Annotated in this window: 10 protein-coding genes and 2 pseudogenes; 7 read left to right on the top strand and 5 right to left on the bottom strand. The window is 53.0% G+C overall.

Translation table 11 applies throughout. From position 1 onward, the window contains the following. The first annotated feature begins 10 nt into the window (after positions 1-10). Both AC5S26_RS18865 and AC5S26_RS18860 read left to right on the top strand, forming a co-directional pair. Positions 11-1,348 (top strand): annotated as a pseudogene (locus AC5S26_RS18865) (alpha-L-fucosidase). 294 nt (positions 1,349-1,642) lie between these two features. Next, positions 1,643-3,886, top strand: a complete 2,244-nt coding sequence (locus tag AC5S26_RS18860; protein ID WP_494186470.1) for a right-handed parallel beta-helix repeat-containing protein — start codon at positions 1,643-1,645, stop codon at positions 3,884-3,886. Positions 3,887-4,230: 344 nt separating this feature from the next. On the opposite strand, the gene AC5S26_RS18855 is transcribed toward AC5S26_RS18860, so the two are convergent. Beyond that, positions 4,231-5,985, bottom strand: a complete 1,755-nt coding sequence (locus AC5S26_RS18855) for a PP2C family protein-serine/threonine phosphatase (RefSeq protein WP_494186469.1) — start codon at positions 5,983-5,985, stop codon at positions 4,231-4,233. Between the two features lie 329 nt (positions 5,986-6,314). Further along, a complete protein-coding gene (locus tag AC5S26_RS18850) occupies positions 6,315-6,911 on the bottom strand; it encodes an RNA polymerase sigma factor (protein WP_494186468.1) in 597 nt (198 codons plus the stop codon). A 634-nt stretch (positions 6,912-7,545) separates the two neighbouring features. On the opposite strand from AC5S26_RS18850, the pseudogene AC5S26_RS18845 reads away from it, so the two are divergent. Both AC5S26_RS18845 and AC5S26_RS18840 read left to right on the top strand, forming a co-directional pair. Further along, positions 7,546-7,839 (top strand): annotated as a pseudogene (locus AC5S26_RS18845) (winged helix-turn-helix domain-containing protein); the annotation flags it as partial. 294 nt (positions 7,840-8,133) lie between these two features. After that, positions 8,134-9,546, top strand: a complete 1,413-nt coding sequence (locus AC5S26_RS18840; RefSeq protein WP_494186666.1) for a tetratricopeptide repeat protein — start codon at positions 8,134-8,136, stop codon at positions 9,544-9,546. Positions 9,547-9,572: 26 nt separating this feature from the next. On the opposite strand, the gene AC5S26_RS18835 is transcribed toward AC5S26_RS18840, so the two are convergent. Beyond that, positions 9,573-10,625, bottom strand: a complete 1,053-nt coding sequence (locus tag AC5S26_RS18835) for a phytoene/squalene synthase family protein (RefSeq protein ID WP_494186467.1) — start codon at positions 10,623-10,625, stop codon at positions 9,573-9,575. 506 nt (positions 10,626-11,131) lie between these two features. On the opposite strand from AC5S26_RS18835, the gene AC5S26_RS18830 reads away from it, so the two are divergent. Together AC5S26_RS18830 and AC5S26_RS18825 are read left to right on the top strand one after the other, a co-directional pair. Further along, positions 11,132-12,016, top strand: a complete 885-nt coding sequence (locus tag AC5S26_RS18830) for a haloalkane dehalogenase (RefSeq protein WP_494186466.1) — start codon at positions 11,132-11,134, stop codon at positions 12,014-12,016. A 54-nt stretch (positions 12,017-12,070) separates the two neighbouring features. After that, the gene (locus tag AC5S26_RS18825; RefSeq protein WP_494186465.1) at positions 12,071-12,190 is read left to right on the top strand and encodes a hypothetical protein; all 120 of its coding nucleotides are present in this window, start codon (positions 12,071-12,073) and stop codon (positions 12,188-12,190) included. A 124-nt stretch (positions 12,191-12,314) separates the two neighbouring features. Here AC5S26_RS18825 and AC5S26_RS18820 read toward each other — a convergent pair whose 3' ends face one another. Both AC5S26_RS18820 and AC5S26_RS18815 read right to left on the bottom strand, forming a co-directional pair. Continuing rightward, positions 12,315-13,619 carry an SGNH/GDSL hydrolase family protein gene (locus AC5S26_RS18820; RefSeq protein WP_494186464.1) on the bottom strand — a complete coding sequence of 435 codons (1,305 nt, stop codon included), beginning with the start codon at positions 13,617-13,619 and terminating at the stop codon, positions 12,315-12,317. An 82-nt stretch (positions 13,620-13,701) separates the two neighbouring features. Continuing rightward, on the bottom strand, positions 13,702-14,505 hold the full coding sequence (locus tag AC5S26_RS18815) for a hypothetical protein (RefSeq protein ID WP_494186463.1): 804 nt from the start codon (positions 14,503-14,505) through the stop codon (positions 13,702-13,704). Positions 14,506-14,645: 140 nt separating this feature from the next. On the opposite strand from AC5S26_RS18815, the gene AC5S26_RS18810 reads away from it, so the two are divergent. Continuing rightward, a complete protein-coding gene (locus AC5S26_RS18810) occupies positions 14,646-15,215 on the top strand; it encodes a sigma-70 family RNA polymerase sigma factor (protein ID WP_494186462.1) in 570 nt (189 codons plus the stop codon). Positions 15,216-15,275: the final 60 nt, after the last annotated feature.

Below are 15,275 nucleotides of genomic sequence, written 5' to 3'. Positions count from 1 at the left end.
CGGAATATCCATGGACCTTTCTAAATTCACCCGGCGTAATGCGATCTTTGGTGCAGGTGCGTCTTTTGCAACGTTTGCCGTAACAGGAAGAACTGAGGCTCAAACCGTGGAGCCCTCTTCTCCTGCGTCGTCCACACCAGACCAGGTCCGCCGCATGGCGTGGTGGCACGCAGCCAAATTTGGCATGTTTATCCACTTCGGTGCCTACAGTCAGTACGGGCGACATGAATGGGCTATGGAGACACAAGCTATTCCTCTCGAGGAGTATCAGGAGTTTGCAAAAAAATTTCATCCGAAGCCTGGCTTTGCAAAAACCTGGGCGAGGCTGGCAAAGAACGCCGGCATGAAGTACATGGTGATGACCACAAAACACCATGAAGGCTTTTGCAATTGGGACACAAAGCTGACAGATTATTGCGCTACCAAACAGGGTCCGGGTCGCGACCTGGTTCGCGAGTACGTCGATGCAGCTCGAGAAGAGGGAATACGCGTCGGCTTCTACTACTCTTTGATGGACTGGCATCATCCGGATGGCGCACGCTGTGCGCACGATGAAGAAGCCCGCAAGCGCTTTGTCGCATATACGCACGGCCTAATCCGAGAGTTGCTGACGAACTACTGAAAGATCGACGTTCTCTGGTACGACGTTTCGTGGCCACTAGATGCATCTGGTTGGGAATCAGAGCGAATGAACAGAATGGTTTTTGAACTGCAGCCGGATATTATCGTCAACAATCGCAATAAGCTGCCTGGGGATTTCTCGACGCCGGAACAAAAGATTGTGGCAGAGACAGGCGGACGCGCATGGGAAAGCTGCATGACTCTGAACGATAGCTGGGGCTATCAGCGAGCAGATGACAATTGGAAGTCGTCCAAAACTATCATTCGCAATCTGATCTCGTGCGCTCACGACGGTGGCAATTACTTGTTGAATGTTGGACCTCGTGGTGATGGCTCTATTCCCGAAGAATCGGTGCGGGTGCTGACCGAGGTCGGCCGATGGATGGATACCAATGGAGAGACGATCTATAAGTCAGAGCTCTGCGACCCACGACGTTCCAATTATGGAAGCTTCACGCGCACCGGCAACATCCTTTACATGCATGTGCATTTCTGGCCTGGCGGAGATGTAGCGATCTCTGGACTTACGGTAAAGGCCACATCTGCCCGTCTTCACAAGACGAAACAAGAGCTCAAATTCACTCAGGATCCTTACCGCCTTCACATCACAGGCCTGCCTGCGGCTGCTCCTGATTTCCCCATCACGACCATTGCGATTGAATGCGATGGCGTTCCGAAACAGGACGTACTGATTGTTCGAAACAACAAGCCAAGAGCAGGCGTATAGACCGTAATCCACGCTCCGCTGTTTCTTTTTCTTCCCCAGGCAAATCCCTGTCGGAGATGCTTCTTATGCGAGTTTGCGTACTGCAGTCCGCCTTTTCTAATTTATCGTCAGTGATTTTTTGGGGATTTATCAGTACCTTTCTCTTTGTAGGAACTCTTACGAGCGCTCAGACCGTTGGTCCTCATCGACCAGGTCTGTATGTTCCGCCCCCTGCAACTTATGTTGTCGATCCCACCGAAACTCCGATCGCACTGCAGTTCGATTCCGTGCCTGTTTCCATCATTCAAAAAGCAGTTGGACGCTATACGCGCGAACAACAGTGAAAGCCCTATCCTGTTGACTCTCACGGGAACGTACTGGGTCTTCGATAAGCCTCTTACGCTTCCGTCCAAAACGTCTCTCGTCCTCTATGGCACGATCGCTGCACTTCCAGGCGCAAAAGCGACGAGCCTCCTTTCTGTCTCGGGGCAGAGTAAGGTTGCCATTGCGGGGGGCACTCTGGAGGGGAATTTTGCTCATCTCGCTGGAATTGACGCGGAAGCTTCAACAAAGATCAATATCGATTCCGTGACTGTTCGCAATACTGATCGAGATGGAATTGTACTTTCAGGCAACGGGAACACCGTCTTCGACAGTGGCTCAGCGATCATGCGGTGCGACGTCGCCGGGTCCGCAGGCAATGGAATTACCGTCCGCTCCATAACGCAAGCGCTGGTGCTCGATAACTTCCTTCATGACAACAAAGGAGCCGGTATCGAGATCAGCTCCGCACACAGCTCAGTCGTCAATAATTCGGCTCGCGGGAATGGCATAGGCATTCTTTCGGACGGAGATAACAATCTCATTTCTGATAATGAAGCAAACAAAAATGAGAACGCAGGTATTCAGCTTTCAGGAAGCAGCTCTAACACTTCTTTATTACGGAATGCAGTGATGCAGAATCGCTCCACCGGAGTGGACTTCGACGGTACGAATAATCTGCTTTACAACAATCAACTTTCAAATAGCACGGACCTCACCGATCGTTCAACCACGAACTGGGTGGTAGCACATACAAGGTCTTTACAAGCGCATTCGAGCCAATACTTTTATCCGCCTACAATCGATAACCAACATAACGATCCAATCGTAAATGGCCTTGGGCGCGTCGATGTTACCGTTAACTCCAGCAATGTCACGGCAGTCCAAGCTATCTACAATGTGACCGTCCAACAAAACCCCAACAGTTTTATCGTTCTGCATATGAACGGCGATTTTACCGTCGATACCGCGCCGTTAACTCTTGGGTCGAATACGGCTGTTCTGTTGAAAGGAACCATTCACGTTACACAAAACGTGACCAACGCTATAACCACAACAAATCCCGCCTCCTTTATCTCCATCTCCGGAGGCACTATCGATCTGGCGGGACATCCTATCGAAGCCGTCTTTTTTCCTACCGCGATGATGACTTACATCGACCAGTTAGCGGTTCTCAATGGAGGAATGCGGGACACTCGTACCAGCAAGAGCATGATTCATCTTCAGCGCGGAGGAGGCTACAATATCCTTTATCGCAATATAGTGAATCAAGCTGGAGGACGATGCATCTGGACCCAGTATGCTAATTCTCGTTTCGTTGTGCTGGAGAATCAGCTATCGAACTGCAATATGGACGCAGTCGATTTCGATTCCTCGACCTCAAACAGCTTCGCGATTGACAACAAGGGAATCGACAATCTCCGCTATGGAGTTTTTATTGAGCAGTCCGATTCTTTCAACAAGGTATATGGGAACTTCACAACCACGCGCGACATCCCTAATCCTCCTGGGCACGGCGTAGGCGTCTACAACAATGCCACCTCGAGTGGCGCGCGCAGCATCACTAATGGCAATACTGTTTTCAGCAATGTGAGTGATGTTATCTCGAATGGTCTTCGCGTAGGCTCAATCGCCACCGCGAGCGGAGGTATCGCCGAAACTGCCCATACATTTCTTTTCAATAACGTTGTCAAAAATAGCCGTACGGATGGGACTCTTTTTGATACACAGTTTCCCAACAGCATCGAGAACTATTTGTCCCAGACCGCCTTTTCCAATAATGGAGACGATCTTCGCGCAATTCAATCCAATGGAGCCACGCCCCCGGATTTCTTCAATCCGCTGTCGTCGGTGAATCTCGCATACAATCATCCAACAACAGCTTCACATTCCGCTTCGGGTTTCGAGCCCGCCAATGCTGTCGATGGCCTAGCTTTTACGAGTTGGAAGAGTGAAGGAAGTTCTCAGGCTTCCTTTACAGTTGATCTTGGATACAACATCGCATTTCAACGCGTAACCCTTAAATCGGCAAATCCTTTATCGCTATTTCAGCTTGTCGAGCTTCAGGTATCGGATGACGGAGTGCACTTCAGCGCTCTTCAAAATGTCGCCAATTCTCCAGGTACTGTGCGAACGTTCCGTTTCCGTGCTACTTCATCGCGTTATGTGCGTCTCAACATACGAGACCTTGTCGGATCTGAAATTGATGTAACTGAATTTGGGGTGTATCCACAATGATCATGAAGACCCGACACTGAGGATTATTTAGCCGGCTGCTATCTCAAATCTGGAAGAGACCTGTCTACATGCATCCATCTTGAACTAAGTTACACAGTTTCCCTTCGAATACGCTGGTCCGTTGCCAGGTTGACCATGGGTGTCGCTCGGACCATTCCGGGCAGCGGCCCGTTGATCACAGTCGGCTACCAGCAGCCGGTACTGAGGCTCCAATCGAAGGGATCTGCGCTTTCGCCTTGATCGATATCCCTGCCCCACAACGTAAGTCATTTCAGAATTAGTGAGGGCGAATTCCCCGCTGCTCATTGTCGGTACCGCCTGAAAGCCAGCCCGCGCTTGCGCAATCAGTTCACAGTCAACACAAGAAGAGTAGTATCGTCGAATTGTTCAGCACCCACTGACCATTCAGCAACGCGTTGCGACAAGAACGTGCAGATTGACTCAGCCGATGTTCCCTTCGGCAACAGTTTGCAGCAACTCACGAGTCTTTCTTCGCCGAATTCCCTACCTTGCAAATTTAGCGCCTCAATCAATCCGTCGCTGTAGACAACGATGAAACTCCCGCATGAAAGCGGGATCCCCAGCTCGTGATAAGTCAGTTCGGAAAATAATCCTATGGGCAAATCACCATCTCGAAGTACTGTCACCTCACCGGTGGCCGAAATCAGGATTGGTGGGCAATTCCCAGCATTGACGTACCGCAACAAGCGAGTGCGCGAGTCGTATTCTCCATAAAACATCGTGGCGTATCGATTGTCGCCGAAACGACCGCAGAGATCGCGATTGAGCAACGCAACAAGTGAAGACGGCGAAGGTCTTGCACTCGGCTGTTCATGGACCAGCATCCTTCCATGCGCAACCGCCTGAAGATGCGCCATCATCAGTGCGGCGGACATTCCCTTACCGCTCACATCCGCACAGAGAAGGGCCACGATGTTGTCATCAAACGGGAAAAAGTCATACAAATCGCCGCTCACGATCCGGGCAGGCGCAGTTATCCCGCACACGTCTGCGCCGCGCAAAACAGGTGCAAACCGCGGGTAAAGATATTGCTGCGCTTCATGAGCCAGTGCAATGTCACGTTCAAGAATAATCCGTTGCTTCTCCTGCTCTCGGAGGTCTCTCAGACGGTTCGTCATCGAATTGAACGAAGTGACTAGCAGTCCAAGTTGATCTTGCCCGGCAACCGGAATGCTCACTGACAAATCACCCGAGCCTACTTTTTGTGCCGCATAACTCAAGGTGTCGATCACCGAAACAATACGCCTGCTCAGCCGCAGAGAGAAAAACACGCCGCATGCATATGCCAGGCACAGGCCAAATCCGATGCCGATCAGAGGAACGTACCACGACGCCCTGCGCAATCCCATCCGTGAAAGGTCTTCAATAGTCCGTGAGTAGCCGGGACGAATCTGGCAGATCACCCAACTTTCAATCGATCCTGATTCCCAGTCTCGCGCAACAACGACAACTGGAATCGGGCGCCACGATCCCGGGAGAAAGTTCGCCTCAATTTCACCTACCAACCCCTCGTCATGCCTGTAGCGACGCAGCATCACCGGTTGACTGTCAACAACTTCCAGACCCGAAGCAGCTGCCGATTGGCCCAGATAAGCCCCGCCGAGAGGTACCCTGACCACGACTCTCACCAAACAGCCCTTCCGTTTCACTATTCGGAGGAAACGGATTTCAAGGTTACCGTGATCTTCAACGATACCAGTAAAGGTAGGAGCGTCAAGCCACGGTGGATTCCGGCCAGGTGACACCTCTAAAGGCAGCATGCTTACGACAGTTTGGCTCCCCGGCCACGATGCATTCATGTACTCCGTGAAGAGCGAAAAGAGGGCTACATTGGGTCCATACTCACATCCGTCGATCCTGTTCAGGACGGGATTTATGATGCCCTTGCGGCTCTCAACAATTACTTTAATCCGTTCCTCGATCAAAAAGGCGCTTTCTCGTCGGATCACGACATTCAGCAGCGCAATAGAGAAACACGTGATCATCACAACTGACACTATGCTGAAGAACGAGAAGATGATCATCATCTTCCATCGAAGGGCAGCCCATGCATTGCTCAACTTCAGAAAAGTCTTCACTTCCCTACCGCTCTGTGCCCGACCCGAGCACGCAATACAAAATGTCGCTGTCACAGTACGGCACAAGGTCGCACGGCATCGCGGATATCACTTACAAACACGGCAATCAGATGATTCGAGCCAACGGGCTCGAGTGGTCTGCAATGCATGCGCGTTTTGCTTTGCTTGTTGGGTCGGGAAAAATCAGCAGTGCGGCCCTCGTAAGCCCCTGTATCTCCCGATACTGCGCCTGACTGGCTGTTGTGTCTGGTGATCGTACTGAAAAATGGAATGCGCGCTGTATGGAGTCAGGTGCGAATTTTCGGGAAGAAGGTGTGCTTCTCTGACGCTTATGGAGGGGCAGCCTGCGGTAGCTTAGGAAGGAGTACTCCGAGTCTGGATCGTGCACTCTCAAGGCGCGCGATGATGGTCCCGATCGAACAGCTCAGAATATCTGCAATCTCCAGATAAGACAGTCTCTCATGTTCTCGTAAAAAGATGATTTCACGAAGATCGACCGAAAGCTGCTGGATTGCATGGTGTACCCGCTGACCTTCCACGTCTCGTATATGAGACGGGTCCTTTGAAGGTCCACTCCGTTCGTTCGCGGTGAGTTCATCGATTATGCCGATCTGAGATACAGCATGCCGTCTTTGGGTTTGATCCAGCCAAAGATTTCTTAATGTTGTGAGTAGCACACTCTTTAAACTTTTGCCTCCCCTAAGCTCATCCACTCCCTGTGCAATGCGGAGATATGTCTCGTACACCAGCCACTCTGCCTCCGCATCATTACTTGTGAGGATCACGGCGTAACCGTATAGCGCATCAATCTGTTCGATACCCGCGACATTCTTATGGACCGAATGCACCGATATTGTGCCGGAAGGGATTTCAGCTGGTTTTCTCCGGAATACACTACGCAAACTAAGGTCTCCTTGAAACGGCATTCTTACGCCATATGGGCAAGGTTTGAGGTACGCGTTAGACTAGATAATGTTTTTGATGGTGCCCCGAAGGCGTGAGCCATACGAGCCCATTTGCCAAAGTATGCTGAGCAGAAACAGATAACGAGTTACCGAGAAGAGATGTCGCGGTAGTCGAAAAGGAGCGTTGATCGATTCCAAAGCAAAGCGGAAATATTCTGCTCTGATCAATGGAGCTATTCTTAGCGAAACCGGACTGGTATCGTTCTCGAACCATACCGTTGTAAAACGGTCTACAATTTTGATTCTCTTGTTCACGCGTTGTTCTCTGTGGCCCTTGTAAACGACTGGTGTCGCGAACCAAAGAGAAGGTCCGAATACCGGCTATGGCCTTCTTCCCTAAGGCAGATTCTTGCGTGCGAGAAACCTGTCCCCAGAGACGTTATCGCCAGAAGACATAATGCGATGTTCCAGCCCTTATCGAGGTTGCGAAATCTGTTTCCTGGTTTTGTTGAACTCTAGTTGGTATGAATATTTTGCTCGTTTTGAAAGTTTCCAAACCCGTCTTTATCTGGGCCGAGTTGAACTCTAACGAGCGACACGAGATCACGTCCTTAAGGAAGACTTAAAAGAATTCTTAAGAAAATATTTGGTAGCTATGTCGAATGTAATCAACCAGTTGTATGAATTTGGGCCTTTTCGTTTAGTTCCTGCCGATCGACTCCTCCTTCGCAATGGACAGTCCATATCTCTTCCTCCTAAGGCATTCGACATACTTGTTGTCCTACTACAGCGCAGTGGACATTTGGTAGACAAGCAACAACTAATCGAGTCAGTCTGGCCAGGGGTATTCGTGGAAGAAGGCAATGTCAGCGTCATGATCCACGCCCTGCGCAAGGCCCTCGGCACGAACCGGGGAGACCGCAAATACATCGAAACGGTTTCCAAACGAGGCTACCGTTTCGTTGCCGAAGTTCGGCTGATTGAGGCTGAACCGCTCCCACCGATCAAGCCAGTTCGTTCCACGGAAGGAAAAGCTCTATCCCCTGTATCGAACCCACATTCGGAGGTGCAACTGCATTCGGTAGATGGGGACGACTCGCTGCCACCGGGAAGTCCATCTGCGCCGCGATCTAAGAGAAGAGCCGAAAGAACGAAGCTACGCTGGACGTGGGTCATCTTTCCCGCGGCCTTACTGGCCGCGATTCTGCTGATGGTGAGGCGAGCATCTCCACGAAAGGAATCGATGCCTTCTCCTGAAGTAACAATGCCCGTTCATTCGCTGGCGGTATTACCTTTCACTGCTATCGGCGACAAGAACGACGATGTCTTGGGACTTGGCATATCGGACGCAATCATTACCAAGTTGAGCGGCATAGGGAAGCTCGTGATTCGGCCCACGAGCGCGTTGGAGAGGTATGCGGGTGCTTCGCACGATCCAGTCGCCGCCGGCCGTGAACAACAAGTCGATGCAGTACTCGATGGTCACATTCAACGAGCTGGCAACCGTCTTCGTTTGACCGTCCAGTTGATTCGTGTAAGAGACGGAGCGCGGATATGGGGCGAAGTCTTCAACGAGAGGTACACCGACGTCTTTTCCGTAGAGGACGCTGTCGCTGAACGAGTGGCACGGTCCACCAGGCTGGAGCTGACTGGCGAAGAACAAAGGCATCTCACCCAGCGTCCGACCGAAAACGGCGAAGCCTATCAGGCATATATGAAGGGTCGCTATTTTTGGAATAAGCGAACTCCCGATGGTCTTCGGAAAGGGCTCAGGTATTTTCAAGAGGCGGTCGCGCTCGATCCATCTTACACACAAGCCTATGCCGGTATTGCGGATAGCTACGCGCTACTCGGCCAACTTGGTGTGCTACCGCCAGACATCTCTTTCCCCATGGCTAAGAAGGCTGCTGCCAGAGCTCTGGAGATCGATCCCGAACTGGCGGACGCCCATGCAACTCTGGGGTTTGTGAAGCTATTCTACGACTTCGACGGCATTGCTGCGGAGAACGAATTCAAGCGTGCCTTACAGAACAACCCGGACTATGCTCTTGCGCATATTTGGTACAGCGTAGATTTGGCAGCGATGGGAAGAAAAAATGAAGCCCTCGTAGAAGCTAGGCGAGCCGCAGTGGAGGATCCCTTGTCGCTTACGATCAACACTGATATCGGACTAGCTTTTTATTTCGCAGGTTCGAACGACGATGCTATCGACGCAATCAAAAAAGCGATCGATATAGACCCGGATTTCGCCCGCGCTCATTTTCGCTTGGGGAATGCATACCTGCAGAAAGGGATGAGCCAGCAGGCTCTCACCGAATATCAGAACGCTCTGCAACTGTCGAAAGACTCCGGCTTCGATGGAAATCAATATTATGAATGTGCCATAGGTGAAGCATATGCGGTATCGGGGAACACCAGGGAAGCTCGTAACGTGCTGGATCGATTAATTCAGCGATCCAAAAGTCACTATGTTCCAGCCTATGGAATAGCACGGATCTACGCTCAATTGGGTGAAAGAGACGCCATGTTTGATTGGTTGAAACGAGCGTATGAGGAGCATTCCACCTCAATGGCTTACCTCAATGTAGACCCAGCTTTCAATGCCTTTCACTCCGATCCAAGATTTGTGGCAACGGCCAAATTATTACACCTCTAGATGCACTGCTGATCCAGTGTTCGATCCTATTGACCATTGATGGCGGCTTCGATTTTTGCTATCAATCGATCAGTCCAAAGACGGATTAGACTGTTCGACGTCACAACCGGCACTGACAACGCAACGATGCGATATACATCTTCGCGTCGAATTTTTGAGTTTTTTGCTGGATCGAGCCAGCGATCGTTGCCCACGAGGAGTACCAGAGTCTCTAACCCAATGAGGACCGGCCAAAGACAGGCCAATCGTAGTCGTAGGGAGAACCTGGGAAGAGACAACGTATATTCAATCCCTTGCCGGAAGTGATCAAGAGTCTTTCGGATAAGCTCGAACAAGATTGGTCGCGCGCGCGAAGATGTCTCGGATGCCATAAGATCCTGGGGAGTCAGGTCGAGTTTAGATAGCATCGCAGCCGGGAGATAACACCGGCCAATGCGCAGATCCTTGCCGCAGTCCCGCAGAACATTTGTCATCTGCAGTGCTTTTCCTAACCGAATGCCACGGCCCAATACGACGTCGACAGGGTCTTTGAAGCTCTCTGGCGAGTGCGCGTAGGTCATCTTTGTCCAGAATTCCCCGACACATCCCGCGACCATATACGTGTACAGATCAAGTTCGGCGAATTCCTGGAGCGCGACAATCCGCCCCGACGATTCGTCGGGAAAGGTACGCAGGTCGAACTCCATGCCTTCTGAAAGGGTCGTGACGATGCCGCGTACCGCTTCCTGATCTGACTTATTCAGCTGAGACAGAATAGTGATAGCAGATCCGAGCGACTCCAGCAGGACCTTTTCACTTGAATCCTTCTGCACAATTGCCACTTCCGTCGTCATCCGTGTCAGTGCTTCGCTGTCGGCATGGCCGTTCACCTGACTGCGAAAAGACAGCAGATGTTCCATCCGCGTGTCAGGCGGAAGGAGCGAGGTGTCTGCGATCGTGTCTGCCGCACGTGCCAACAGATACGCGAGGCCAATCGGCTCGCGTATTCCACTAGGCAGCACGCGCAACGTCAGGTAGAACGAGCGGGAGACACCTTTCAGGAGAGGGCCGAGAAGGATGGCCCTGGTGGGGTTAGACATGAATTCTCATCATCAATCGCTCTATCAATTCTATCTGCGCTGACGGAACCAATAAATCACTCTTCAACAGGATGTGGAGCAGCCACACCATCTATCTCTAAAAAAGGGGAGGATTCTCAGCTTACCTGGAGCCGGTCAAGCAATTTATCTCCGGAACTTCAGCGATATGGAATTCATCCGATAGCGCAGCCCGCTTCGGCACGGGTCTATGACAATACGGTGGCTTTCGCAGGTAATGTTCCGATTCTGACCGACGCAATCACCCGTACGAGGATTTCAGAGAAGCAAGTCTGCGACGGGACTCGCGGCCGAAACCCGTCAGTGTCGAAGTGCCATCCTCTTTCCGTCTCGCCCAATGTAGCATCGGTCCTCCCAGCAGCCGACACATCTCTCCATAGCAGAACACTTTAGCCGTCCACTTCTTGCCCGATGGTACTCGCTCCGCCTTTGGCAAGTCAGGTGCCTCTCACGAGAGCATCCGATGAAGGAAAGAAGGAGAAGCAAACATGATCTCGTCAACACTTTCGTACCAAAAACGGCGGCAGCAGGTCCTCGGGCGCGAGATGGCGTACGTGGAAGTGGGACAGGGCGACCCCATCGTGCTGTTGCACGGCAATCCCACCTCGTCGTACCTATGGCGCAACGTGTTGCCGCACCTGGAGCCGTTAGGCCGATGCATCGCCCCCGACCTAATCGGGATGGGCGACTCCGACAAACTGCCTGACAGTGGCCCCGGCTCGTATCGCTTCGTCGAGCACCGTCGCTACCTCGACGCCCTGCTCGAGGCCCTGGGTGTGCGCGAGCGAGTCACCCTCGTCGTCCATGACTGGGGCTCCGCCCTCGGCTTCGATTGGGCAAATCGCCATCGCGAAGCTGTGAAAGGAATCGCGTTCATGGAGGCGATTGTGGCGCCGCAGGGCCGGGACCACTGGGACAAAATGGGAATGGGTCCAGCCTTGGAGGCTTTGCGTTCGGAAGCAGGTGAGACGATGGTCCTGCAGGACAACTATTTCATCGAGGAGATTCTGCCGAACGCCATCCTGCGCAAGCTCTCCGACGAGGAGATGGCGGAGTATCGACGGCCGTTTGTCAGGCCTGGCGAAGACCGACGGCCGACATTGACCTGGCCCCGGCAAATACCCATCGCGGGTGAGCCCGCCGATGTGCATGCTATCGCGACTGAATACGCGGACTGGCTGGGGACGAGCAATGTGCCCAAGCTGTTCCTGAAGGCTGAGCCAGGTGCCATCCTCGCCAACGATAGGCTGGTCAACCTCGTTCGTGGGTGGCCAGCGTTGACCGAGAGGACAGTAGCGGGGATCCATTTCGTTCAGGAAGATTCGCCGGACGAAATCGGAAAAGCCGTCGCCGACTGGATGGGGGTGTCATGAGGCCCGCCTCGATCGCAATCGAGGCCGTCAACCCCAAAAGTGAACGCGATCGTTATGCTCTCCGATGATGCATTGCAGTCCGCCAAGAACGCGGAAGCTGCGGTACAGCAGGGAGACGAGTTGGGGCCTCTGCACGGTGTGCCATTCACAGCGAAGGATTCGATCGACAGTTGATACCTTGAAGTCGGCTTGTGGGAGGTTGGGGAAGAGCGTCGCAAAGCGCCTCTCGGAGGTCGGTGGGATAGAATGCCGTTCTTCTGGCCTTCCATCCCACCGATTTCTAGAAGAAGATGTCGGGTCAGCGAGGATCTCTGTCCCTAAGCATTGTCAGATCGATGGCTTTTGCCATGGCTTTGTAGCCGGCGTCCGTGGGGTGCCCGTGGTCACCGCTATCGTAGATAGGCAAAAGGCGAGACGGGTGGTCAGGATCGCGGAGGACCTTATCGAAATCAATCACCCCATCGTACTCGCCTGCGGTACGGATCCAATTGTTGACCATCTGCCGCTTCTGCTCATTCTCGGGTGAGAATAAAGGGAATGGTGTCCCCGGAACGACGGAACCTTCGAATGGATACAGAGTGGCGCCGTAGATTTTGACGCCTCTCGAGTGCGCACGCTCGATAAGCTGCCTATACCCCTGGATTATCTGATCAGCCGTGACTTCACCGGCAGGATCAATTCCTCCGGACCATCCTTCGCCAATGTCAGCGTTTCCCAAAAGCACGATCACCTGACTTAATCCTGGCTGGCTTAGCACGTCGCGGTCGAACCGGGCTAGGCCGTTCGGACCGAGGGAATCATGAAGCAATCTGTTGCCGGCGAGTCCCGCATTCAAGACACCAAGCTTGTGATGAGACTGCTGAAGCCGTCTTGCAAGTTCGTCCGGCCAGCGGTGGTTTGCGTCCAGGGTGGAATGAGTACCATCGGTTGTCGAGTCGCCGAAGGTACCGATCGCGCCGACTTCGCCGGATGTTTTCACCTCAACACCGGAAAGCCAGAACCAAGCCTGCGCGGTTGATTCCAAGGGCATAACATCTGTTGCGGTGAAGTCTCCTGCCGGAGAGATGTACGAGGTTTGTCGGGCCTCAAAATGCCAAGTCGCCGGTCCAGTCATGCCGCGCACGAAGATAGTGACGGCGACGTCGGAGAGCGCCGGTACATCAAGTTCTATAGGGTCACTAACGACCGGGGATCCAGGCGGAATCGTGATCGTTGTCTCTCCGCCGAAGGTCAGAACTCGGTCCGAACCTGGTACGACAGCCGGTCCCCCAGCCGCCAGAGCAATATGCGCCGCGCCAATGACAAGGCTATCTGCTCCGAAGGTGGAGAGTCGAATGCGTATTTGGTGGCCAGCGATGCTCGTATGCACAATCTGCCGCAGAGTCTGATTGTTGAAGCCATTATTTGAGAGTCCAGGTGCGAGAAGATCTGGTTGGTGGAGTGAGGTTGCCCACGTTCCAACCCAGTGTTCGCCGTAGTTTTCTCCGAAAGCGTGGGAAACAGCCGCCGCACCAGCAGCCGCGACCACAAGGAACAACATAAGCAGGCTGGTAATCCGGCGATTGCGGTGACGGCGAATTGCTGCAAGCATGCGTTGTTGCATTTCGACCTCCTTCAGGTCAGGGCCCGTTGCACTTCAAGCGAAAGATCCGGTCGGCATGGTCCTACTGAAGAACCTGAAGCCTTCATTTGAAGGCCGTCGAAATCACCGCAGCCGCCTCCGACTTTCTCCCCAATAAACGAAGGGTACGCACATACGCCTTGACTGCAGTCACATAGTGAGCATCGGACTTCGGAACTGTCCTGCCCAGTGTGGACACCGCCTGTTCCAACTCCGCCAAAGCGTCCCTCTCTCTTCCTGCGTTGGCCAATGCATCTCCCATAAGGAGATGTCCCCACCCCGTGTAGGGGTGCTCGCTCCCATGAGCCGCGGTCCACAATGCGACAGCCTTTCGAAAGCCTGCGATCGCGGTCTCCTGGGCACCTGAGAGTTGCGCCTCCCATCCATTTAAAGAAGCCATCGTCGCACCGTCGTCGTCATCCATCGAAGCCGCATGTTGCGCCGCGATCCGCGCGATGTCGAGATACTGCGTTCCTGCCACCAGATTCTTCTGCCCGAAACATATCGTTGCGATCGCCATCGCGTTGCGAAGCGTGCTGTCCGCGTCGCCCATTTCCTGAAATCTCTTCAGCGCGGCCATCTTGCTTTCCAGAGCCTTCTTCGTCTCCCCTGAACTGAGATAAAGATCACCAAGTTCACTCGCAACACGCGACACATCAGCGCCCTTGCCATCCTGCGCATATGCTCTCTCAGCAATTCGATAGGCCCTCTCCGCCTCCGCAGTCTTCCCTTGAAGCACAAAACCTCTGGCGGACTGCTCTGAGGTTAATCCGTCAGAAGCTCCTCCCTGAGCTTCTAACGGTTTCGCTACCCATCCAAAAGAAAGGCTCAACCATGTGATCACTATGAAACAAAACTGTTTGGACATATCACACTCCTCCCAGTACCAGCCCTGGCGAAGGAGCCGGGCTGAAGACCTTTCACTCCTTTAGCGAGATTGGGTAGGAGGAACTACAATCGCTCAGAAAATTCTTTATCGAATCGATATAATCCACGCGCGGGTGCGCTATGTCTGCTTCGTCAGATGAAATAACCTGCCTTCTACGGGCATGGAGTGGTGGCGATTCGATTGCTTTGGAGCAACTTGCGCCCCTCATCTACACCGAACTCCGCCGCATCGCACACGGCTACATGCGGCACGAGCGCCAAGATCACTCCTTACAGGCAACGGCGTTGGTGCATGAGGCTTACCTGCGTCTAATCGACGTACACAATGTGCGATGGCAAGATCGCGCTCACTTCTTCGCAGTCTCTGCACAGATGATGCGGCGAATCTTAATCGATCGCGCGCGCGCGTGTGCCGCAGTAAAGCGGGGAGGCGCCGGGATACGCCTTCACCTCGATGACATCCCGGAAGTAGGGGCCTGGCGTCCGTGGGAATTGATGGCTCTAGATGACGCATTGACCAGCATGGCCCAGATGGATCCGCGGAAAGCGAAAGTAATCGAGTTGCGATTTTTTGCGGGACTGAGCGTCGAAGAGACAGCGGAGGTGCTGAAGACTTCACCGCAGACCATCATGCGGGATTGGAAACTCGCTAGGGTATGGCTTGAACGGGAATTGAGCAGATCCGGCTGAAAATCGCTAAAGGGACACTTCTGCCCTTGCTATAATCTCTGCCACTATGCTGCCGGAGCG

It is taken from the genome of Edaphobacter sp. FHG110511_03 (assembly GCF_059115365.1).
The sequence above is the reverse complement of the archived record's forward strand: the minus strand, read 5'-3'. Positions and strand labels throughout refer to the sequence as shown.

Bases quoted from the DNA above. Each gene is read 5' to 3' on its own strand.
- AC5S26_RS18825 (WP_494186465.1), top strand. From the start codon at position 12,071: ATGCTCTCCGATGATGCATTGCAGTCCGCCAAGAACGCGGAAGCTGCG.
- AC5S26_RS18830 (WP_494186466.1), top strand. From the start codon at position 11,132: ATGATCTCGTCAACACTTTCGTACCAAAAACGGCGGCAGCAGGTCCTC.
- AC5S26_RS18815 (WP_494186463.1), bottom strand. From the start codon at position 14,505: ATGTCCAAACAGTTTTGTTTCATAGTGATCACATGGTTGAGCCTTTCT.
- AC5S26_RS18850 (WP_494186468.1), bottom strand. From the start codon at position 6,911: ATGCCGTTTCAAGGAGACCTTAGTTTGCGTAGTGTATTCCGGAGAAAA.
- AC5S26_RS18820 (WP_494186464.1), bottom strand. From the start codon at position 13,619: ATGCAACAACGCATGCTTGCAGCAATTCGCCGTCACCGCAATCGCCGG.
- AC5S26_RS18835 (WP_494186467.1), bottom strand. From the start codon at position 10,625: ATGTCTAACCCCACCAGGGCCATCCTTCTCGGCCCTCTCCTGAAAGGT.
- AC5S26_RS18840 (WP_494186666.1), top strand. From the start codon at position 8,134: ATGCCTTCTCCTGAAGTAACAATGCCCGTTCATTCGCTGGCGGTATTA.
- AC5S26_RS18810 (WP_494186462.1), top strand. From the start codon at position 14,646: ATGTCTGCTTCGTCAGATGAAATAACCTGCCTTCTACGGGCATGGAGT.